We start from the raw sequence: 22,385 nt of genomic DNA on the forward strand, positions 1-22,385 counted from the left end.
AAACATACATGATGGTGTGTACGAATGCAACGTGTGGCGCGCGTCGTAACAATCGCGTACAGTATACTGAATAAGAACATGTGCTCAGGAGGTCGATATTCGATGGCTCAGAAACCTGATACCGCTCGTAATGCTTCAGCAATGGAGCGTGTGGGTAAGCGTAAGTTAGGATATAACGTCGCACAGGTGAATGCTTTTCTAGAGCGTGCTCACACTTTGTACGAAAGCGATGAAGCTCGACTTACGCAGAAAGATATTCAAGAGGTTTCTTTTGACTTGGAGCGTAATGGTTACATTATTGGTCAAGTTGATGCTGCGTTATCGCGTTTGGAACGTGCGGTAGTAGATAAGTGCACTGAGCAAGAATTGGCGCAATGCGGACGAGTTGCATGGAAAGCTCGTGTAGAAGCGCTTTATCGTAAACTTTTGCAACATGCTCAAAGAGATTATCGCGATCGTTTTGATCGTGGTTCTTCGCATCACCCGTCTTATGCGCGTAAACAAGTGGATATTATGGTCGATCAAGCATTAGATAAGATTGCTCTTATGCTTGGTCATGAGCTTGAGTGGGAAACGGACAAAGAAACATTACAAGATATTGATTCTGCTTATGTTTCTAATGTGATTTTTACGCAAAAAAACGGTAAGCACGGTTATGATGAGCGTCAAGTTGATTATTATTTAAACGCTTGTGTGCGTTTGCTTAGCAGCTTGGAATCTTTTGAGCGTGTAGAACAGTATGTTGATGCGGATAATAGTAGTTCCTCATACTCTCGAGCAGCATCTGAATCTTATTCTGCTCCTGCTTCTGTTCCTGCTTCTGTTCCTCCTTCTGTTATTCCTGTAACTAAAGCTGAAGAGCCTGCTAAATCTTCAGAATCTACGGAATCTTATAACCATTCTGAAGAGCCTGTTCCATCATTTGCTCCTTCAATAAAGCCTGCATCTGATTTCAGTGCTGCTTCTGCAGCTTCTTCCGCTTCTGCCACTGCACCTTCTGCTTCTTCAATATTCAAACCTGTTGAGGATGCTGTGGATGATGAAGACACTGCGGATAGATTGTCTAAGATTGCACCTCGCTCAATACCTAGCGTGCCAAATCATGATAAACAAAGCATTTTTGCTCCTGTAGATTATGCTAATCAAGATTCTAATGATTCGTTTGAAGCGTTAAATAAGTCTGAGCGCGCAATATTTACACCTCATGCTGCTGCAAGTAAGCCTTCTAATGTTCTTAACGATACTGATAGCAATGACGAGCTTTTGCAAAGCGCTACAGTAATGCGAAACTCTTCTGAATCTTCTGTGCTACCTCCTTCTTTCACTCCTGCAGCTCGTAATCGCAATAATTCATCTGCGCCTAAGCCTGTTGCGGCTCCTGCTCCTGATGAATCAATTCCATCATTTGCTCCTCAAGATTCTGCACAGCATTCCTCGCAGCATTCTTCGCTTAATATTCCGGAGTTGCATGTTTCTAATTTGCAGCCGAGTAAGCCATTGAGTTTAGATATTCCAGATTTGTCATTCCCAATTATTGGTCATATTGATGAATCTACTAATTTCGGTAGCTCTTCTCAAGGCGACGATGATTCGGAAAATAACGATCGTAATTAATCTAACTATTAAAAAGATATAGTTTGATTTATGCCATTGTATCGCGATGAAGCTGTTGTGCTTCGTACTTTTCCTTTAGGTGAAGCGGATAGGATTGTTGTGCTTCTTACTAAGCGGCATGGCAAAGTTCGTGCTGTTGCAAAGGGAGTTCGTAGGCTTAAATCACGTTTTGGTGGTCGTCTTGAGCCGCTTATGCGTGTTGATTTGCTTCTTGCACAAGGTAAATCTTTGGATGTAGTCTCGCAGGCTGTTTCTATTGCTGCTTATGCTGGTGAAATTTGTGCAGATTATACGTCCTATGAGTATGCAAACGTCATGCTTGAAGTTGTGGATTTGCTTGTTTCTAACGAATATACAGATGAATACAGGCGTGAATATCAAGATACGCTAGGGCAGTATCGTCTACTTACTGCGGCTTTACTTTCATTGTCCAAGCATAAGCATTCTCCTGATGCTATTGGCGTGTCGTATATATTGCGAGCATTGTCATTAGCTGGGTGGTCTCCGCGACTACAAGCTTGTGTTGTATGTGGGAAAAATGAAGATTTATGCTATTTTTCGCCTTGCGCAGGTGGAATGATGTGTGCAAGTGATCACACTCCGGATTCAATAGTTTGTGCTAATTCGACGCGTTTGCAATTGTGTGCTCTTGCGCAAGGAAACTGGTCTGTTCTTGACGGAGTGTCGGTTGATTCTTCTACTATGCGATGCGTTCAGCAATGGGCTGAATATTATCTTGAGCGACCTATTCGTTCGATGGGGTTGTTACATTCGTAAGTATGGCTTTTGAAAACGTGGATTATAAGTCGCTCGATATTCCAGCGGCTCCTTTTAGTGACCCTTCTCACATACCAGATTTTCCTAAGGGCAAAGTGCCTCGTCATGTCGGTGTGATTATGGACGGAAACGGACGCTGGGCAAAAGAGCGCGGAATGATTCGAACCGAAGGTCACAAAGCTGCAGAACCGGTAGTTTTTGACGTTATTGCAGGAGCTATAGAAGCAGGAGTTCGTTACTTAAGCTTGTACACTTTTTCTACCGAAAATTGGAAGCGATCTCCACAAGAAGTGCGCTTTTTAATGGGATTTTCTAGGGATATTATTCACCGCAGAGTTGCGCAAATGAACGAATGGGGAGTGCGCGTTCGTTGGGCAGGAAGGCGCCCTAGATTGTGGAAGTCTGTTATTGACGAGTTGGAAAAAGCGCAAGAAATCACCAAAAATAATAAAACTATTGACGTTGTTTTTTGCATAAATTACGGCGGTCGTGCAGAAATTGCGGATGCTTGCGCGCAAATCGCGAAAGAAATTCAAAATGGCAAAATTAAAGGCGATCGTGTAAGTGAAAAAATGATTGCTGAGCACTTGTATAATCCGGATATTCCAGATTGCGATTTGGTGATTCGCACTTCCGGCGAGCAGCGCACTAGCAACTTTTTGCCTTGGCAAGCATCCTACGCGGAACTTGATTTTGTGCCGGAACTATTCCCGGATTACGGCCGCGAAGTGCTGTGGAGGTCGATTGACCGCTATGCGCATCGCGACCGCAGATTTGGTGGCGTAAAAAACGCCTAGTATCTCACTAAGATTTGTTACTTTTCGCTAGTGAGCCAAGCGCAAGCTGCCACAACTGCAGCTTCTAATCCGCGATTAAGAGTGGGCTGCAAATCTGGGGCGAATGCCGGATTGTGATTTCCAGGAGCATTCTGCATATCCGCAAAACCACCTAAGCCCCAGTAAGCGTAAGGAGTTTTAAAAGCGTTCGCGACTATAGAAAAATCTTCCGAAGCAGAAGCGCGCGAAATATCTACAGAATCTTCTCCAAAGTATTCATCAAAAGCTTTACGCACGCGCAAAGATGCATTCTGATCATTATTTGTAAGCGGATAGCAATCATAATACGTAAACTCTGGTTCTTTAGGACATCTTGCAAGCTCGCACTCTCCACGCACAATTCGTTCAATAGCATTGTGCACAAATTTTTGAGTATCTTCGCTATAAGTTCTTGTGTTAATTAAAAGCTCGGCATCATCAGGAATAATATTCGACTTACTTCCTGCATTAAGCGCGCCAACTGTAACAATTGCGTAATCTTTAGCTGCAAGTTCGCGAGAAACAATCGTCTGCAATTTAAGCACAATTGACGAAGCAACAACCACCGGGTCAACGCTCAACTCAGGCATAGAACCATGCGAACCTTTACCAAAAATGTGCACGCGAATCGAAGCTGCAGTAGTTAAGAACGCGCCCGAACGAATACCGACTGTTCCTGCAGGAATAGTGCCCAACACATGCTGACCAAGGTAAACGTCAGGCTTTGCAATCATGCTCATAATGCCATTTTTCACCAAGTCTTTTGCGCCTTGAGCTGTTTCTTCTCCAGGCTGAAAAACGCCAATATACGTTCCTTTCCAAGCATCTTTATGCTCATTAAAAGCCTTCAAGGCACCAAGTAGGCTGGAAATATGAAAATCGTGACCGCAAGCGTGTGAAACTCCAACCGTTTTGCCATTTTCGTCTTGCGCACTAACTGTTGAAGTGTAATCTTTTCCTGAATTTTCTTTAATTGGAAGCGCATCGATATCCGCTCTCATAGCAACAACAGGACCTTCGCCGTTTTTAATCTCTGCCACAACGCCTATTTTTCCAACTCGCTTTGTTTCAATCCCAGCTTCGCTAAGAATATCAATAATTGTTTGAGCTGTATGATCTTCTTTCATTGACAGTTCAGGATGTTGATGAAAGTATTTGTATTGTTTTTCTCGTTCTCTTTGGGTTTCATCTAAATCGGATAATATTTTCTGAACTGCCGTAAGTTGCAGCATAAATTCCTGCTTTCTTTTGTTTTATTATAACTTTTTTGAGTTTTGAGATTATTTGATTTTAGTTTTATTCTTCTTTATTTCGTTTGTCGAGAATCTTATCTACAAGCGCACTTTTTGCGTCAATTTGATTGCTAAAACCAGGGCGAATATCTAATTTTAGTATTACTCCAGTACGGTATCCTTTACTAACTAAAGTCATCGTAGCATCTTTCACAACGCGCATAACGTCATCAAATTCGCCCTCAATATTCGTGAACATTGCGTTAGTTTCGTTCTTTAATCCAGAATCGCGAATTACTTGTACAGCATCCGCCACGTACTCGCTCAACTCGTCTCCGACTCCGCTTGGAGCAATGCACAACGCCGCGACCGTGTTAGTTCTGTGCTCGTTCGCGTGGTCGTTTGTATTCTCGTTATTATTTTCACTCATAGTAACAATCCCTTTAAAATCGTAATCTTATGCAAATCTAGCAAAACAAGACAACGCCAAATAATGCGTCAACAAACTTATAAATTTGCATTACTTTAACAATTTTACAAGCGTCACAGGGTTTTTCTATAATAGCAACGTTTTCACCCGAATTTTCTAGTTTTACGAAAAGGTGTATTGTGGCTGTTTCAAAGCTTGATGAAGTCGTCTCCTTGGCTAAGCGTCGAGGATTTGTGTTCCCAGCCGGCGAAATTTACGGTGGCACGCGTTCTGCGTGGGATTACGGCCCGCTCGGTGTTGCGTTAAAAGATAATATCAAGCGCGAATGGTGGCGCTACATGGTGACCACGCGTGGAGATGTTGTTGGAGTGGATACTTCCGTTATTCTGCCTTCACAGGTGTGGGTTGCTTCCGGTCACGTTTCCGTGTTTAACGATCCTTTGATTGAGTGCTTGAATTGCCATAAGCGTCATCGTGCAGATAAGTTGGAAGAGTCTTATGCTGAAAAGCATGGCGACAAGATGCCAGAAAATGGATTAAAAGACATTGCTTGCCCAGATTGTGGTACTCGCGGAAACTGGACTGAGCCACGTGACTTCAACATGATGCTTCGCACTCATTTAGGACCGGTTGAAGACGAAAATAGCTTGCATTATTTGCGTCCAGAAACAGCTCAGGGCATTTTCGTTGATTTTAAGAACGTCATGACTTCTGCTCGTCAAAAGCCGCCTTTTGGCATTGCGAATATTGGTAAGTCTTTCCGCAACGAAATTACGCCTGGAAACTTCATCTTCCGCACTCGCGAGTTTGAGCAGATGGAAATGGAATTTTTCGTAGAGCCTGGAACCGACGAAGCTTGGCACCAGTATTGGATTGACACTCGTGTGCGTTGGTATGTGGATTTGGGTGTTAAGCCAGAAAACTTGCGCATGTATGAGCATCCTAAGGAGAAGCTCAGCCACTATTCCAAGCGCACTGTCGATATTGAATACAAATTTGGCTTCCAAGGTTCGGATTGGGGAGAGCTTGAGGGTATTGCAAACCGTACTGACTACGATTTGTCTGCTCATGCTAAGCATTCCGGCGAGGATTTGAGCTACTTCAACCAGGCTACTGGCGAAAAGTATGTGCCTTACGTTATTGAGCCTGCTGCTGGTCTTACGCGCTCGCTTATGGCATTTTTGGTTGATGCTTATGACGTGGACGAAGCTCCAAACACTAAGGGCGGAGTTGACAAGCGCACTGTTCTTCGACTTGATCCTCGTTTGGCTCCTGTTAAAGCTGCAGTTTTGCCTTTGAGTAAGAAGCCAGAATTACAAGCTGTTGCTCAAGATTTGGCTGCAGATTTGCGTCAGCATGATTGGGTTATCGATTACGACGAAGCTGGTGCTATTGGTCGCCGCTACCGTCGTGAGGACGAAATTGGTACTCCTTTGTGCGTAACAGTTGACTTCGATACTTTAGAAGATCATGCTGTTACAATTCGCGAGCGCGACACTATGCAACAAGAGCGTGTTTCCTTGGACAAGGTTGCAGATTACGTCGCTAGCCGAATTAACGAAAAACGTGTTAAGTATCCGCAAGGCCCTGTTGAAATCGTTGGTACTCGTGCAGCCGACGGTACTACGGATATTGCTAAAGAAGCTGGCGAAGACGAGTCTAAGCCTGTACAAATCGCTACTGCTGGCGGATTATACTAATACGCGTTTGAGTAGTGCTTAAGCATTAATAAGCAAAATTATTATTATAGTGAACGGAGTTAAAGCAATATGAATTTTTCTATAAAACCAGTGGATTTAGGGAAAGTTCATATTGCAACTCCTGTTGTTTTATCTCCAATGGCGGGGATCACTAACTGGCCATTTCGCGTAATCTGCCGCGAATTTGGTCCGGACGGGCTTTACGTAGCAGAAATGATTACAGCTCGAGCTTTAGTTGCACGAAATCCAAAAGCATTGCGTTTATGCCGTTTTGCGCCTAGCGAAAAAGTGCGCTCGCTGCAACTTTATGGTGTAAATCCTTCTATTGTAGAGCAAGCAGCTCGAATTGTTGTCGACGAAAACATGGCTGATCACGTTGACTTAAACTTCGGCTGCCCAGTTCCAAAAGTGACGCGACGCGGCGGTGGTTCTGCTCTTCCTTGGAAAACTGATTTGTTGCAAGAAATTTTGCATCGCGTTGTTTCTGTTTGCGAACCAGCAGGAATCCCTGTTACGGCTAAATTCCGCGTTGGAATTGACGAGAATCATGAAACTTTTATTCAAGCTGGTCATATTGCGCAAGAAGAAGGATGCGCTGCTGTAACTTTGCATGCTCGTACAACTGCAGAATATTATGGTGGTCATTCAGACTGGACGCGTATTGGCGAGCTTGTAGAAGCACTCGATATTCCAGTTTTTGGCAATGGTGATATTTGGGGTGCGGAAGATGCGCTCGCAATGTTTAAGGAAACTGGCTGCGCTGGCGTTGCTATCGGTCGAGGATGTCAAGGTCGCCCATGGTTGTTTGCTGATATTCGCAATGCTTGCGAAGGTAGCGATAATCGTGTGAATCCTACTTTGACAGAAGTTGGTTCCGTTATTTTGCGTCACTTGAAGCTTTTAGTTGAGTTTTATGATGGTGACGAGCGTATGGCTGTTCACGACTTGCGTAAGCATGTCGCTTGGTATTTAAAGGGCTTTCCTGTTGGTGGTGGCACTCGTAAAGCGTTTATGGAGTGCGAGTCGATTGAGGATGTTCAACGTAATCTCGATATGCTTGACGGTTCTCTTCGTTTGCCAGAAAAAGTGTTAGACACGCCGCGTGGGCGAGTTAGATTTGCTAAAAAAGTTCATTTGCCGTATGGGTGGTTAGATTCTCGTACAACTAGTCACGAAGAGCGAGAGGCGTTATTTGGTGATGATCCAATGGATGCAAGTTACTAGTGTTTTCTAGGGCTTTCGTCATTTTTTTGCACTGATTATTTCGATAATGTTCTATTAAAATCACCTTGTGCTCATATTTGCATATAGCACGGTGTATTATCAAAACAGTGACATTTTTTCAGTTTATTGTGAAAACGTCGTCAGTATCGAGCGTTTTGCGCTAAAATATTGTGTAAACGTGCGTGAGTGACAGGAGATAACGGTGAGCGAGATTGCCCAGACTGACAATTTCAACGACAAAACCATCATCAAGGTAGTCGGCGTCGGTGGTGCCGGCGGTAACGCCGTCAATCGGATGATCAGCGAGGGTCTACAGAATGTAGAGTTTGTGGCCATTAATACTGACGCTAAAGATTTACTGCGTTCTGATGCTGATGTAAAGATTTCATTATCTGATGCTTCGAGCCGAGGCTTGGGCGCTGGTGCTGACCCTGAAAAGGGTGCTAAGGCTGCGCAGGATCATCAATCAGACATTGAAGAGGCACTTAAGGGTGCTGACATGGTGTTTGTTACCTGCGGTGAAGGCGGTGGTACGGGTACTGGTGCAAGCCCGATTGTAGCTCGTGCAGCTCATCAGCAAGGTGCTTTGACTATTGCTGTTGTTACACGTCCATTCGGTTTTGAAGGACCGCAACGTGCTGCATCTGCAAAACTTGGTATCGAAAATCTTCGCAAAGAAGTTGACGCGTTGATTGTTATTCCAAATGATCGTCTTTTGGAGATTTCTGATCGTACTATTGGAATTATTGAAGCATTTAAGACTGCAGATACTGCATTGCTCGCAGGTGTGCAAGGCATTACTGATTTAATTACCATGAATTCTTACATTCATGTTGATTTCTCTGATGTTACAGCTGTTCTTCGCGGAGCAGGTACCGCATTGTTCGGTATTGGTGCTGCAAAGGGCGAGGATCGTGCAACTCAGGCAGCTGAAATCGCTATTAGCTCCCCATTGCTGGAAGAAAGCATTGAGGGTGCTCACGGTGCTTTGATTAATATCGCAGGTCCAAGTGATTTGAAGCTTCAGGAAGCTTCTGCTGCAACTGAACTTGTTCGTAAAGCTATTCATCCAGAAGCTCAAATTATTTGGGGTCTTTCTTTGGATGATTCTTACGGCGATGAGGTTCGAGTTACGGTTATTGCTGCTGGATTTGATGCCCATCCTAAGGCGGAGGAGTCCTCGGCTAAAGCTGGTCAGTTTGTTGATATGCAAGCAGATGTTAAGCCTGTAGCTCCTGCACAGTCTACCTCATCTTTCAAAGAGGAAGCTCAAGCTGCTCCACAAGTAGAACAACCTGCTTCTATGCCTTCTATGTTTGAGCCTGCGATGAATCATCAGCAATATTCTCCTGCGGCAGCTCCTGTACAGCAGCCTGCTGAACCTGACGAATTAGATATTCCTGATTTTCTGCGTTAAGCGTAACGAGAGGAGGGTTGCTTCATGGCTGGCTTTATGAAGAACGTGATGTCATACGTTGGTATGGCAGATGTGCCTGAGGATGATGATTATGCTGAATCTGATGTTCAAGAAACGTCATTCGATAATGATCGCTCGGTAACTCCTGCTGTGTCGCAACATGGTAATGATTTGCGTGGTGGTTCTGCTCGTGCGAATGCTAGTCGTATGAGTCGTATTACTACAATTCATCCTAAGTCTTACGATGATGCGCAAATGGTGGGTCGTGCTTTGCGTGACGGTGTTCCAGTGGTTTTAAACCTTACTGGTGTAACTGAATCGGTTGCGTATCGTATTGTTGATTTTTCTGCTGGAGTTGTATTTGGTGTTCGCGGTTCTATTGAGCGTGTGACTCCTAGGGTATTTTTGCTAAGCCCGGCACAAGTGAATATCAAAGTGGAGGATGCTCCGAACGACAATACTGCGCGTGACTTGTTCTCCTAAAATTGTATTTGCTAAAGAATTAATTGAGCAGCGTTTGTTTAACAACTTTCGCTGCTTTTTTATACTTTTTGGTAGCATAAAAGCGATGTGTACGAGCATGACTAAAATCATGCGAATTTAAACTAAAGGCATGTAACCCAAATAACGAAAGTAATCTCATGAGCACTGAAAATGAAAACGAAAACACTATGCAAGCCAAGCAACGCACTGTATTGTCGTTTGTGCGTCGTTCTGGGCGCTTAGATGCGCGTTTACAGCACGCTCAGGAGCGTTATGCAAGTCAGTACCTGCTAGACGTTACTGAAGCACCTGGCTCATTTAGATTGCGCGAAAATTTGAACATTACGCATGATTGGATTAGCGATAAGTGGGGGAATGACAATCCGCTTATTGTTGAAATTGGTTCCGGACAAGGCGAAAACATTGTTGCCGCAGCTGAACGTTTGCCGGAAACTAACTTTTTAGCGCTTGAAGTTTATGATCCAGGCGTTGCTCACACAATGCTTCTTGCTGGAAAGCAAGGTTTGACTAATCTTCGTATTGCACAAATTAACGCTCCTGATTTCTTCGCTGCGTGCGACTGCGGAGTTTTAGAAGAAGTTTGGACTTTCTTCCCGGATCCATGGCCTAAAATGCGCCACCATAAGCGTCGTATTGTGCAGCCAGAGCTTGTCTCTACAATACACCAGGCATTGCGTAGAGGGGGTGCGTGGCGCATTGCTACAGATATTGAGGATTACGCTTTGCATGTGCATGAGATTATGGATTCTCGCGAAGATTTTGCAAATATTGGCGAATTAAGCGCAAGTCTTCCAATTGAGCATGTAGGGAAAGGTACAGCTGATACTGCAGCAGCTCTTCCGCACGCAGATTTTAGCGAGTCTGAGCGCTTTGCTGGTCGAGTTCTTACGAATTTTGAGCGCAAAGGCTTGGAGGCTGGTCGCACGATTCACGACTTCACCTACATAGCACAATAATGCTCTGCCGCCGCTGTTCTCGTAGCTTTGCAGTTGTACTTAGTCTCAACACGCCGTGAGTTGCGTACTGCTTTTTTGAGTGTTAATATCATATGGTTTGGTTCGAAGCCCCCTTCGTCTAACGGTTAGGACACCAGACTTTCAATCTGACAACAAGAGTTCGACTCTCTTAGGGGGTACAAATTACAACGCCGCTGGGTTTTCAGCGGCGTTTTTCGTTTTTTGTATTTCTGATATTCGTATTTCTATTTTGCTGCTTACCCTATTTTTCGTATTTTGCGCAGCAATTAGTTTTTCATATATTTTTTCTATAAATCGATATAAGATCTGACAATGTATTAAATATCACAAAAGGTATGTTGTGCTTTTTAGAGGTGATACACTTTCTCATTGGTACTTCTGCCCGGGCTGCGTAGGTCAGGAAGTATTCAATTCAGTAATTTACAATGCGCAGCAGCTTAAAAAAGGATTTCCTATGAGCGATATTTTCAATACAAATAATAATGGGTTAGAATCATCTAATTGTGTAACGGATCAAGTGGATAGTAATGCTGCTTCTAGTATTAATAGGGTTGTGAGCATGCGTTGGCGTGTTGCAGATATCGCATTAGGTGCTGCTCTTGCTGCTGTTTTTGGCGTTATCTTGTATGGCTATGGCTTGGTGTTTATTCCTTTGATTCGTACTTTGAATGCAGCTGTTCTTCCTGGTTTTGCAAGCATCACGCATGGTGTTTGGTATTTGTCTGGAACTCTTGCAGTTTTGCTTATTCGTAAGCCAGGTTCTGCAGTGTATGTAAATGTTGTTGCAGCATTTGTACAGGTGCTACTTGGAACTCCGTTTAATATGCGAGATACGCTTATTTCCGCACTTTTACAGGGTGTGTTTGCGGAGATTCCGTTCTTAATTTTCCGTTTGCGAAAGTTTAATTTGACTTTGAGTGCTCTTTCTGGTTTGCTTGTGGCTTTTGAGTATGGTGTGTTCTTAAGCTTCACTAAGTATCAGGCCAAAGCTTCTACTTATATTACGATTCATATGATTACAGAGCTTATTAGTGGATTGTTGCTTTCTGGAGTGCTTGTGTGGTTTGTGTATTTGGCTTTGCGTAAAACTGGTGCTCTTGATAACTTCGCATCTGGACGCTCTGACCGAGCTTGAAATCATCGGGATTTCAAGCTCAGTAACCCTAAGCAAGGTCAAAAATTCGACTCACTGAGTTGGCGACGTTTATGGGTATGTGCTAATCTAGTCGTTGCTAACTTTGTTAGCGTGGGGCTTTAGCTCAGTCGGTTAGAGCAGCGGACTCATAATCCGTCGGTCCAGGGTTCAAGCCCCTGAGGCCCCACAAGATATTAATAATGCCACTTCATTATGATTTATGAAGTGGCATTTTTGCATCTTATAATTTAAATTTTATTTTTTGTTTTATTTGTTATTTTCTGCCATTGACAAGTAATCTGGTATTTGTTTTGGATACTTAGGCCATGCTCCTTCTTGAGTGCACACAAATGCTGCAGTATTAACAGCTGCGCGATGCGCCTCTTGCAAGCTTTCTCCCTTAAGAATATGCGCTGCAAATGTTCCTGAGAACGAGTCTCCAGCACCAACTGTGTCAAGAACTTCAACGTGTGGAGTTGGGATAGTTGAGCTTTCTCCAGTGCTAGTAGTAATCGTGCTAAAAGTAGAGCCGCCTGTAAGAATCACATAATCTAGTCCGTAACGAGCTTGGAACCACTTGCAAGCTTCCTCGTCTGAAGTGTCGCGAATATTGAACATATCGCGTAATAAGAATAGTTCCGAATCGTTAAGCTTAAATACTGTTGCTTCTTGAAGTAATGTGTCAATAAGATCCTTAGAGTAGTGATCGCTTCTAATGTTAATATCGAAGAACTTCATTGCTCCAGGCTTAGTATGCTTTAACAATTGCAAAATTGTGTCGTGAGTTTCTTGAGAACGTAAGCTTAGAGTGCCAAAGCATACTGCATCTGCTCGTTCTACTAAATCAATGAGTTCTCGAGTGTAAAGAATATGATCCCATGCTATATTTCGCAGAATAGTGTACTCTGGTATTCCATTTTTTAGTGTTACTTCTACAGTGCTTGTTGGCCAAGCGTTGCGTTGAATAATTGAAGCGATGCCAGCTTTGTTCACTTTGTCAATCAGCTCATCGCCGAGTTGGTCTTGACCAACAGCGCTAATCATGCAACTTTGCGCTCCGTGACACTGTGCATGATATGCAAAATTTGCTGGTGCTCCGCCAACACGTTTTCCGTGTGGAAGCAAATCCCATAAAAGTTCGCCGAGTGAAAGAACAATTGGCTTAGTCATAATATTCCTTTCGCACGCGTCAGTGCAGCAAGTTTGTAGAGCTATACTTTTTACTAAATATCTTCTCGCTTCTTCAAAAGCATTTTGATGCAAATTTTGCTTGTAAAAATGCTATACGAACAATTATGGTGCGCCCTTTCGATAAGTAATATGCGCAATGCGTGTTACGTTTCTATAGAGCGCACCATAAGTGCTATATTGTGTACGTTTAACTTAGCTTATGCTGGCGTACTATATTATTATTATTCTTTTTTATTATATTTTTCTATTATTTTGATTTATTGCTTAATGCTGAAAAATATCACTTTTGTGAGCTTGTTCAGCCATCCATGCTTCTACATCATCGATTTGCTTTGGAATGTCAATAGAAAGCCACTCTGGACCGTTTTCAGTCATTAGTACATCATCTTCAATACGAATTCCAATTCCGCGCATTTCTTCCGGTAGCATCAAATCGTTAGCTGCAAAGTATAATCCTGGCTCAATAGTGAATATCATTCCTGGAGTAATTTTTGCGCTCTGATAAGACTCGTAGCGTGCTTGTGCGCAATCGTGCACATCCAAACCAAGATGATGAGCAACGCCGCAAGCGTGCCAACGACGATGCTGTTGACCTTCTGGCGAAAGTGATTCTTCAACGCTAACTTTCAAAATTCCCCATTCGTGCAAGTGTTCGGCTAGAACGCGCATGCAAGCATGGTGAATATCGGAGTAGGTTGCACCTGGTTTAGCAGCCTCAAAACCGGCTTGCTGAGCGTCAAGAACGCACTGGTAAAGCTTCTTTTGTAAGTCAGTGAATTTGCCGTTCGTTGGGAAAGTTCGTGTAATGTCAGCAGTGTAGAGGCTGTTAACTTCAACGCCGGCATCAATAAGTAGCAATTCTCCGCTGGAAACAACGCCAGTGTTGCGCATCCAGTGCAAAATTGGCGCGTGCTTGCCTGAAGCAACAATAGTGTCGTAGCCTACTTCGTTGCCTTCTTCGCGAGCAACAGAATTAAAAGCACCCTCAATCATGCGCTCGGAATGCTCATGACCCAAAGCATTAGGCAAACGCGTAAGCATGCGGTCAAAACCAAGTTTTGTGGCGGCAATAGCTTTGCGCATTTCGCGAATTTCGTAGTCGTCCTTAAGCATTCGTGCTTCTGCAGCGAATTCGTGCAATTTATCGTCTGCGCAAGTGTTTGCATCTTCATCAGTAAATCCACTTGCTTCTCGCATTGTTTCAACTTTTGCAGTAAGCTCAGGATCGGTTTCTCGAACAATTCGCACGCGAATGCCTTCGCCATTAGCGTCGTCGCTTACGTTCTTTGCAATAGCGTCGTCAAGTTCTGCAATATCGCGCGTTTCAATGCCGGTCATTGCTTTAAGTTCTTTTAAGCCTGCGCGAGGACCAACCCAATATTCTCCGTAGTGAGGATCCTTGTAAAATGCTGAAGTGCTGTTATCTGCGCGTGGAGCTACAAAAAGTTCTGGCGTATGATTTTTACCGGCTTTTGCTTCTTCGCTATCTTTTTCAACCGGTTCCATAACAAGCACAGCACCAGCCTCATAGTCTTGACCTAAGCCAGTGTAGTAAGCAAATGTAGTGTCTGGACGGAAAGCATAATCGCAGTCGTTATTACGCACCTTTGGTTGTCCTGCAGGGATAACTAAACGTTCGCCTGGGAAACGCTTTGAAAGAGCCTCTAAACGAGCTGGAATGTACTTGCTAGATTCAAGAGCCTTAACTTCTGGCTCCTGGTTATCCCAGTTATTCGTCATAAAATCTTTAAAAGAATCACTGTTTGGACGAAGTGAACGGTTATTTACGCGATCTTCTGCCTTTTGCGTGCCGTCAGCTTTTAGCTCTTCGCCGTGCTCAGTTGGCGTATATTCTGCCATTATGAGACTCCTTAATTTTTGCTTGTTAATTTTTGCTTGCGCAAATTATACAAATAGTAAATAAACAGTCAATAAACTAACATAGTCTTATTTAGTGTTTTATGCGAGTTTTTTAGTGCAAAATAGCAAGATTTTATACGCAATTTACAAAGTGCGTTTAAAACGCTTTTGCTATGTGAATATTGTCACAACATATTTATATGCGTGTGTTGTTGGTATCAACTAATCTAGATAGTTGGAAAATGAGTAAGCGAGCGTAAAAATTAGGGGGAGTAGTTATGTCTATTGAAAATCCAAATCGCAATAATGAGCGAATTGTTGATATCGAACGCAATATTATGAGTCGAGCTCCAGAACACAATAAAACTAATCTCGACTTGGATCGCATGCGTCTTATTCTCGATATTTTAGGTCATCCAGAGCAGTCTATGCGTGTTATTCACATAACTGGTACGAACGGCAAAGGTTCTACTGCTCGAATGGCTGAGTCGATTTGTCGAGCATACGGTTTGCGAACCGGATTATATACTTCTCCACATTTGGAGCGCGTAAATGAGCGCATTATGATTGATGGACAGGAAATTAGTGACGATCAGTTCGTCGATGTGTGGGATCAAATGAAAGACATTATCGACATGGTTGATGCTCGCATGGAAGCTGACGGTAAGCCAAAAATGAGCTTTTTTGAAGTGCTTACAGCCATGGCAATTTGGGCTTTTGCGGACGCTCCTGTTGATGTTGCTGTTATGGAAGTTGGCATGGGGGGCGAATGGGATGCCACTAATGTTATGAATGCTGATGCTGCAATTATTGGGCCGGTTGATATGGATCACATGCAATGGCTTGGAAACACTGTTGAAGAGATTGCGCGTACGAAGGCTGGTATTATTAAGCCAAATTGCACTGTTATTTTGGGTCCTCAGCCGCATGAAGCTAAGGTTTTGCCAATTATTAAGGAAGTTGCGGAGCGCAACCATGCTACATTATTGCGCGATTCTTCTTATGGTGACGGCGAGCTTGAAGTTGTGTCTCGTACTCCTGCAGTTGGCGGACAGGTTGTTACTTTGCGTACGCCTCTTGGCACTTATGAGGATGTTCCGGTTGACAAGTTTGGCAAGCATCAGGCTCATAATGCTTTGGCAGCTCTTGCTGCTGCGGAGGTTGTGCTGCCTGTAAGTGGTGCTTTGGATGGCGATTTAGTTGCAGAGGCTTTAAGTCAGGTTAAGGTTCCTGGGCGTATTGAGCAGGTTCGTACTTCGCCGACAATCATTATTGACGGTGGACATAACGTGAATGCTGCCGAGTCTCTTCGTGAAACTATTGAAGAAAACTATCATTTTGAGCAGCTTATTGGCGTTGTGGCAATGATGGCAGATAAGCAAGTTGAAGAATACTTGGGTGTTCTTGAACCTATTTTGACGAAGATTATTGTTACGCGTAATTCTTGGCGTGACCGTGTAATGGATCCAGAAGAGCTCGAAAAGATTGCTGTAGGCGTATTTGGTGAGGATCGCGTAATTCGTGTTGACGAGTTGCCGGATGCTATTCAAACTGCTGTTGATTTAGTTGATGAAGACGATGAGCTTGGTGTGGGCTATGGTCACGGAGTGCTTATTTGCGGTAGTTTCGTCACTGCAGGAGACGCGCGCACAATGCTTGTTGAGCACGTGAATCCGGATCTAAAAAAGCCAAAGAATCAGCGCGTAGCAATCCACCCAAATATTGACGAGTCTTAAAAATTAAGCTATTTGTGCTACTTAATTCGCAAAGATTTAGCTTTTTCTACAGTATTTTTTACAAGTACTGCTTGAGCGTCAACTAACGGTATTTGCGGAAGAGGAAAAGCTTCATTAAGTACGCTTAATTCTGTGCAACCCAAAATAAGTGCGTCGCAACGGCATGCTCCTGCAGGGTCTAGCATATCGCTTAAAACAGATTCGTAACGGTGAAAATCAAGGTCTCCTGTACCTTTTACGTCATCGTAAATAAGCGAAGTAATACGTTTCTGCAAGTCGTCGTCTGGAGCTACAAACGTGTATCCTGCTTCTTCTATAGCGCGCTGATACACTCCAGCTTTACGCGATCCTGCAGTACCTAAGAATCCAATACGGTTACATTTAGACTTTGGGTAACGTTTAGAAACTTCAGCTACAGCACCACGCGGCATATGTATAATTGGCACGTCGGTGAGTGCTTGGAACTTATCGTAAAAGTAATGCGCAGTATTGCACGTGAGCACAATAAATGAAGCACCTATCGCAGTTGCTTTAGCTATGTCGTCTGCAAGAGTAGGGAATGGGCTTTCGGATGATTCGCCAACAATATATGCTGTTCTATCTGGCACAGAAGCATCATTGAATACCACATAATCTAAAAACTCTTGATCGTTATGTGCATGCGTTTCTTTATTAAGTAAACGAATATAGCTTTCTGTTGCAAGTGTGCCCATGCCGCCAAGTACAGCAAAAAACGGACGTTTCATTGTCTCATATTCCCTTCAAAGTTACGCAATAATTTTCACGCTTTATTGCGGAAAAATTCTGCGTAACGCCTTGTGTAAATTGAAAACATATGACGAATCATCAACCAGCGTAGCAGATTCATATCTTTTTTATATTCTAGCGTAGTGCCCCAATCGCCGCGACGAATCATATTAAGACCGCGCTTCTTTTCATCGCCTTCTGCTACATAATTGCAAAATATCGATCGCGGAATCTCCATCCACAACTTTTCTCCACGACCGAACACAGTATTTCCGTCAAAAGGCTTATGGTCAATTAAATCTTCAACAAAATATTTAGCAATATTAAATCCGTTTAAAGTGACGAAATAGCTTGAACGTCCTTGACGTAAATTGATTTCAAAAAGCTTATACTTTCCGTCTCTCTCATCGTATTTCATATCAAAATTAGCTACGCCAACGTAATGTATATCTTCCAAAAATGCTTTAATATTTTGGAAAACTTCTTCATTGTAGTCTGGAATAATAGCTGCATAATTGCCAATCGCTTCTGGAGTTGGATCCTCCAGCAGAGGGTGTCCTAGAAACATCATGCGCACATGATGATTGCTATCAACGTAGGCATTTAGCACACGCATGCGGCTGTCGTCTCCAGGAATAAAGTCTTGCAAAATCATTTCGTCATCGTAGCCAGCTTTGTACGAGCGTTGAATAAGAGTATCAAGTTCTTGCGGAGTATTGATAATAAAAGCTTTTTTACGTCCCTCAAAATCAATATCAAGCCATTTAGTGCTATTCGCTGGTTTCATAGCAATAGGGAACCTGAATGGCAAATCTTCATAAGCGTGCGCTGCTACTTCTTGAGCATTTACAACTTTAGTTTTTGGATGAGGAAGATTGTATTTTTCACAAGTTTTATAGAATGAGCTTTTAAGGCTAAGCTGGCGATTGAGCGAATTTGGCAATGTGTGGAAAGCAAAATATTCGTGCAATTCATCACCGCATTGGCTTAAAAGGTTCGCGTATACGTCGCCGCAAGGAATAAGCAGAAGTTTGGTATTAGGATGTTCCTCATGCCATGATTTAGCAAAATCAAGCATTGTATTGCGGAATGTAGGAAGTTCTCCAAAGCCTGGAACAATTCTCACATCGACAATTTTGCTAAATTTCGTAGGTGAAAGTTGGAAGTGCGCAAAAGCAATTGAAGTAATGCCATATTCTTCATGGAATGCTCGAGCCATGCCATATGCGTTTATATCGCTACCGAGTAACACAGGTTGGAATCGTTGATTCTTCATTTGTATCTTCTTCATTTGTTTTAATTTGTTATTTAACTTGTTTGTTATTTAGTTTGTTAGTTAGCTTGTTAGTTAGCTTGTTATTTAGTTTATGTAGTAATTGCGTTTATTTTATTCGTATATTTTCATACTTTCGTATAAGCATATTACAGGCCAAAAAGACGCTTTATTACGAATGAATCACCCTCATACGGCACATGCTTTCGTTTGTTTTTAATCCAACGTTCATCGCCCTTGCCAATAGCAAGAAGAATGTTTAATCTTCCATTTTTTTGTTCGCTGTTTGCAGCATCGTTGTAAGCATATTCTATTGCTTCAGCTCTGTCGATAATAATGCGTGAAGAAACATTCGTGTTCGTAACATAACTTTGCATATCCTCGCAAATATGCATTACGTCTTCAGTATCAGTATCTTCAGTAGTGAAAATAAACTGTTCTATGCGGTTTTGCGCTGCTTCAACAATCTCTTTACGGCGATCGACAGCTTTATCTCCTGTGGAACCAGTTATTAGCGTAATTCGAGGATTAAATTTGCCGTAGCGTTCTTCTACAAAGTCAAGAACTGATTTTGTAGAAATGTAGTTATGCGCATAGTCGACAACTGCAATCATGTTTGAGTGCGTGTCTTTGAAAACTTCCATGCGTCCAGAAATTTTCACGTTCTCAATAGCGTGTAGTGCGTGTAAATCAGTATCCTGATTAATTCCCAATTCTCCTGCAATAGCGATTGCAGCTAAAGCATTTTCGTAGTTAAAATCTCCTGCAATAGACAATGCGAATTCGTCAATAGGGCAGTAGTGCACGTCTTCTTCGTAGTCGTTATCTTCATAGTCGTCGTCTTCGCTTGAGTCTCGCATAGCGATGCAATGTGATTCACTATTTTCTACTGGCATTGCAATGTAGTCAGGAGTAAGTAATTCCGTGTAATCGTCATCGTTAGCAGGCGCGCAATAATTTATGCAATCGTCGTCAAGATCATCGAAATTGTTATTTTCGCAAGCAGCGCCTTCTATTTCATCTTTTTTAATGCGAGCAAAAGTTGTTACGAGCACATTGTTGCGTTCTGCATCTTGTAAAAGAAGATCTGCGTGATCTGTATCAGAATTTAGCACTAAACGCTTAGTATTTGCAATAATTTGTCGTTTGCAATACAAGTAATCTTCAAAAGTTGGGTGCTCAATAGGGCTAATGTGGTCTGGGCTAATGTTTAAGAATGCTGCAACATCGAATTTAAGACCGTATACGCGATTCACCTTATAAGCTTGCGAAGAAACTTCCATAACAAGATACTTCATGCCGTTATCTACAGCTTCGCGCATCATTTTGAAAGCATCAAAACTTTCAGGAGTAGTTAAATTAGATTCAACGTAATTTTTTCCGTCTACGCAATTATCTACTGAAGAAAACAGTGCTGCTTTACCGTGCGAATGGGAGTTTAGAATAGCGTGAGTAAAGTAGGCTGTAGTTGTTTTGCCTTTAGTTCCAGTAATTCCAACAATAGTGAGTTTTTCTTGTGGATTTCCAAAGAATGCTGCTGCAAGCACGCTCATTGCTTTTTTAGCATCCGTAACAATTAAACCAACAGCTTTTGTGTATTGTGCGTAGCTTTGTTCAGCAACATATGCAGCAAGTCCTTTGTTGTCTGCATCTAAAAGATATTCCGACTTAAAATTGCCTTTAATAAACAGAAGTGTTCCAAGTGTAATATCGCGAGTATCGTAAGTTGCGTTAGTGAAGCACTCGTCTGCATCAATATTTGGGAAATAATACGGATTTAAAGACCATATTTCATTGCGAGAATGAGTAGAGTCTACAGTTTTTTCTTTAGTATTAGCAGTATTAGCACTATTAGTATCTTCTGCTTTAAAATATTGAATCATTTCGCGCAACAAACCATAGTGTTGCAAAATTTCACTTGCGCTTGCTAATGACAACGTGTTATGCATGATCATAATTTACTTCTTTTCACAAAATGTTTTATAGCCATGTTCCAGTAATAGGCTCACGCCCGTGAGATTGCAGCCATTGATTGAAGCTATCTCGCCAATTAATATAAGCTTCGCGCTGCCAATCCATCATAGTATTCAGCCTCATGCAACTTACTGACTCATATAGTTTGCTCATTGGAGCAATCAAATCAAGAGCTGCAACTGTGTCTGCTGTAGCATCGTGGAAATCTCCGATTGGTTCAACTCCATAAAATTGAGATGTAATAGTGAGAGTACGCTTGCCAGATCTTCTAGAAACAGCTCTATCGATAACAAGAGGGTCAACAGTAAGAATGTCATTAGCGTTTAGTGCATGTATTGAACAAGTTGCGCGTTCTTCTAACGCAGTAAGATGCCAACGCTTCAAGTCGTGACGTAACATTGCAATATCAAATGGAGCGTTATAAGCAAGTAGTGGAATATTCTTAGCTTGAGCCATGCTTACTGCGTGCGCAAGGAATTCAAGTTCTTCTTCAGGCTCTCCGCCGTGTTCTTGAAGGTATTCGTCTGTGAAACCATTTACTTCGCTTGCCTTAGGATTCATAGGCTGATGAGGGTTAATTAACCAAGTTGATACCACATCTCCAGCGTGAGCTAGTTCAGGATTGCGTAATACTAGAGTTGCAGAAACAATGGCATCTTTACCAATATTTGCACCTGTAGTTTCAGTGTCGAAACCAAGTAACCATGATTCAGCAAGTAATGTATTCTCATCTTGCTTAGGTGCTAAATCTAAAGCATTTAACAATTCTTGAATATGAGTTGGCATAGTCACAATACTACCGCAATGTCACGCAATGTCACACTATGCCGCGCTGCGTTATTGTGCTGCGATGTGTTACCATCTCGCGCTGCGCTACACTATGCAATACGATAAATCAGTAGCGATATGTGCAAAGTAAAAGTATTATTGACTATATGAGTGAGCAAATCGAGAAGACAAATGTTATGTGCTCTAAAAGCGTAAGAGTTAAAAAACAAAATGCAAAAAATTGTAATGCTCGCTTATTTAGTGATCGTTTAGTAGATACTAAGCAAAGTTCTGCAATGGAAAGTCGACGCAAAAGATTTGAACAACTTGTATCTACTTGCGTTGATCCTTTGTACACTCAAGCTATGCGTCTTACGCAAAATGCGCAGGATGCGCAAGATTTAGTGCAAGATACTTTTGAGCGCGCTCTTAAATCTTTTGAAACTTTTCAGCTTGGCACGAATTTTGCTGCCTGGATTAACAGGATTGAACGAAATTTGTATTTTAATCAGTACGCGAAAGCAAAACGAAGCCCTAAACGTGCTAACGATGAAACTGGTGACTACAATGATTGGGATATCTATGAGGCTTCTAATCATTGCGCAAAAGGAATGCTTTCTGCTGAACAAGAATATTTAGAAGGGTTTGCTCCACAAGAGATTATTGCGGCGCTTAGTAAGTTGCCGCCTGAGCGTAGAAAAGTTTTTATTGAAGTCGCTATTCGAGGTAAATCTTATAAACAAATTGCCCAAGAAGAAGGCGTAAAAATAGGAACTGTTATGAGCAGACTTAACCGCGCTCGCATGCAACTCAAACGTGAGCTTTCTGATTATTCTAGTGAATAAAAGTATGTTAAAACGAAAAAGCCCACGATTGACGTGGGCTTTACAGTATGTATAAGCGAATTTATAGTTTAAGCATTTGGTCTTTTACCATGATTCGCTGCTTTTTTACGACGCGCCTTGCGCTTGCGGCCACGCATACCCATAATGCACTCCTTAACGATTAATG

The 22,385-nt window shown here is 42.5% G+C and carries 20 protein-coding genes and 2 tRNA genes; 13 read left to right on the forward strand and 9 right to left on the reverse strand.

What is annotated here, in order from left to right; translation table 11 throughout:
* Positions 1 to 102: 102 nt before the first annotated feature.
* Genes HXT37_RS02370 through HXT37_RS02380 form a run of 3 tightly spaced genes read left to right on the forward strand, consistent with a single transcriptional unit; the run spans position 103 to position 3,188 of the window.
* A complete protein-coding gene (locus tag HXT37_RS02370) occupies positions 103 to 1,614 on the forward strand; it encodes a DivIVA domain-containing protein (protein ID WP_012913947.1) in 1,512 nt (503 codons plus the stop codon).
* Between the two features lie 30 nt (positions 1,615 to 1,644).
* Positions 1,645 to 2,391, forward strand: a complete 747-nt coding sequence (recO, locus tag HXT37_RS02375) for a DNA repair protein RecO (protein WP_004110538.1) — start codon at positions 1,645 to 1,647, stop codon at positions 2,389 to 2,391.
* A gap of 2 nt (positions 2,392 to 2,393) precedes the next feature.
* Complete coding sequence (locus tag HXT37_RS02380; RefSeq protein WP_004110536.1) at positions 2,394 to 3,188, forward strand: isoprenyl transferase; 795 nt, start codon at positions 2,394 to 2,396, stop codon at positions 3,186 to 3,188.
* Between the two features lie 17 nt (positions 3,189 to 3,205).
* On the opposite strand, the gene HXT37_RS02385 is transcribed toward HXT37_RS02380, so the two are convergent.
* Both HXT37_RS02385 and HXT37_RS02390 read right to left on the reverse strand, forming a co-directional pair.
* On the reverse strand, positions 3,206 to 4,438 hold the full coding sequence (locus HXT37_RS02385) for a M20 family metallopeptidase (protein WP_033888600.1): 1,233 nt from the start codon (positions 4,436 to 4,438) through the stop codon (positions 3,206 to 3,208).
* 64 nt (positions 4,439 to 4,502) lie between these two features.
* A complete protein-coding gene (locus HXT37_RS02390) occupies positions 4,503 to 4,868 on the reverse strand; it encodes an MTH1187 family thiamine-binding protein (protein WP_033888601.1) in 366 nt (121 codons plus the stop codon).
* Positions 4,869 to 5,047: 179 nt separating this feature from the next.
* Between HXT37_RS02390 and HXT37_RS02395 the strand changes: the two genes are divergently transcribed.
* The 8 genes from HXT37_RS02395 to HXT37_RS02430 all read left to right on the forward strand — a co-directional run bounded on the left by HXT37_RS02395 (position 5,048) and on the right by HXT37_RS02430 (position 12,012).
* Complete coding sequence (locus HXT37_RS02395) at positions 5,048 to 6,568, forward strand: glycine--tRNA ligase (protein ID WP_102703413.1); 1,521 nt, start codon at positions 5,048 to 5,050, stop codon at positions 6,566 to 6,568.
* Positions 6,569 to 6,637: 69 nt separating this feature from the next.
* Positions 6,638 to 7,792 carry a tRNA dihydrouridine synthase DusB gene (gene dusB / locus HXT37_RS02400; protein WP_064621738.1) on the forward strand — a complete coding sequence of 385 codons (1,155 nt, stop codon included), beginning with the start codon at positions 6,638 to 6,640 and terminating at the stop codon, positions 7,790 to 7,792.
* Positions 7,793 to 7,994: 202 nt separating this feature from the next.
* Positions 7,995 to 9,209 carry a cell division protein FtsZ gene (ftsZ, locus tag HXT37_RS02405; RefSeq protein WP_012913952.1) on the forward strand — a complete coding sequence of 405 codons (1,215 nt, stop codon included), beginning with the start codon at positions 7,995 to 7,997 and terminating at the stop codon, positions 9,207 to 9,209.
* A gap of 24 nt (positions 9,210 to 9,233) precedes the next feature.
* On the forward strand, positions 9,234 to 9,692 hold the full coding sequence (locus tag HXT37_RS02410; protein ID WP_004105139.1) for a cell division protein SepF: 459 nt from the start codon (positions 9,234 to 9,236) through the stop codon (positions 9,690 to 9,692).
* A gap of 158 nt (positions 9,693 to 9,850) precedes the next feature.
* The gene (gene trmB / locus HXT37_RS02415; RefSeq protein WP_012913953.1) at positions 9,851 to 10,669 is read left to right on the forward strand and encodes a tRNA (guanosine(46)-N7)-methyltransferase TrmB; all 819 of its coding nucleotides are present in this window, start codon (positions 9,851 to 9,853) and stop codon (positions 10,667 to 10,669) included.
* A gap of 107 nt (positions 10,670 to 10,776) precedes the next feature.
* Positions 10,777 to 10,848: transfer RNA gene (locus HXT37_RS02420), tRNA-Glu, on the forward strand.
* A 296-nt stretch (positions 10,849 to 11,144) separates the two neighbouring features.
* Entirely contained in the window at positions 11,145 to 11,825 is a 681-nt protein-coding gene (locus HXT37_RS02425) for an ECF transporter S component (protein ID WP_041160559.1), read from the forward strand.
* Between the two features lie 113 nt (positions 11,826 to 11,938).
* Positions 11,939 to 12,012, forward strand: a tRNA-Ile gene (locus HXT37_RS02430).
* 80 nt (positions 12,013 to 12,092) lie between these two features.
* Here HXT37_RS02430 and HXT37_RS02435 read toward each other — a convergent pair.
* Positions 12,093 to 12,995, reverse strand: a complete 903-nt coding sequence (locus tag HXT37_RS02435; RefSeq protein WP_004110445.1) for a carbohydrate kinase family protein — start codon at positions 12,993 to 12,995, stop codon at positions 12,093 to 12,095.
* 285 nt (positions 12,996 to 13,280) lie between these two features.
* Complete coding sequence (locus tag HXT37_RS02440) at positions 13,281 to 14,876, reverse strand: aminopeptidase P family protein (protein ID WP_102703414.1); 1,596 nt, start codon at positions 14,874 to 14,876, stop codon at positions 13,281 to 13,283.
* 278 nt (positions 14,877 to 15,154) lie between these two features.
* Here HXT37_RS02440 and HXT37_RS02445 point away from each other — a divergent pair, with 278 nt between their 5' ends.
* The gene (locus HXT37_RS02445; protein ID WP_004110438.1) at positions 15,155 to 16,612 is read left to right on the forward strand and encodes a bifunctional folylpolyglutamate synthase/dihydrofolate synthase; all 1,458 of its coding nucleotides are present in this window, start codon (positions 15,155 to 15,157) and stop codon (positions 16,610 to 16,612) included.
* 17 nt (positions 16,613 to 16,629) lie between these two features.
* Here HXT37_RS02445 and HXT37_RS02450 read toward each other — a convergent pair whose 3' ends face one another.
* The 4 genes from HXT37_RS02450 to HXT37_RS02465 form a co-directional block, all read right to left on the reverse strand.
* A complete protein-coding gene (locus HXT37_RS02450) occupies positions 16,630 to 17,358 on the reverse strand; it encodes an aspartate/glutamate racemase family protein (RefSeq protein ID WP_004110435.1) in 729 nt (242 codons plus the stop codon).
* A gap of 35 nt (positions 17,359 to 17,393) precedes the next feature.
* Positions 17,394 to 18,635 (reverse strand): carboxylate--amine ligase, encoded by a 1,242-nt coding sequence (locus tag HXT37_RS02455; RefSeq protein ID WP_080551026.1) that lies wholly within the window; start codon positions 18,633 to 18,635, stop codon positions 17,394 to 17,396.
* Positions 18,636 to 18,781: 146 nt separating this feature from the next.
* Positions 18,782 to 20,587, reverse strand: a complete 1,806-nt coding sequence (locus tag HXT37_RS02460; RefSeq protein ID WP_102703415.1) for a UDP-N-acetylmuramoyl-L-alanyl-D-glutamate--2,6-diaminopimelate ligase — start codon at positions 20,585 to 20,587, stop codon at positions 18,782 to 18,784.
* Positions 20,588 to 20,612: 25 nt separating this feature from the next.
* Positions 20,613 to 21,392 (reverse strand): exonuclease domain-containing protein, encoded by a 780-nt coding sequence (locus tag HXT37_RS02465; protein ID WP_102703465.1) that lies wholly within the window; start codon positions 21,390 to 21,392, stop codon positions 20,613 to 20,615.
* A gap of 149 nt (positions 21,393 to 21,541) precedes the next feature.
* Between HXT37_RS02465 and HXT37_RS02470 the strand changes: the two genes are divergently transcribed.
* On the forward strand, positions 21,542 to 22,219 hold the full coding sequence (locus HXT37_RS02470; RefSeq protein ID WP_102703466.1) for a sigma-70 family RNA polymerase sigma factor: 678 nt from the start codon (positions 21,542 to 21,544) through the stop codon (positions 22,217 to 22,219).
* A gap of 68 nt (positions 22,220 to 22,287) precedes the next feature.
* Here the strand turns inward: HXT37_RS02470 and HXT37_RS02475 are convergent, their stop codons facing one another.
* Complete coding sequence (locus HXT37_RS02475; RefSeq protein WP_369803150.1) at positions 22,288 to 22,362, reverse strand: 50S ribosomal protein bL37; 75 nt, start codon at positions 22,360 to 22,362, stop codon at positions 22,288 to 22,290.
* Between the last annotated feature and the right edge of the window lie 23 nt (positions 22,363 to 22,385).

Source organism: Gardnerella sp. DNF01151, assembly GCF_049244235.1.
Classification (GTDB): domain Bacteria; phylum Actinomycetota; class Actinomycetes; order Actinomycetales; family Bifidobacteriaceae; genus Bifidobacterium; species Bifidobacterium swidsinskii.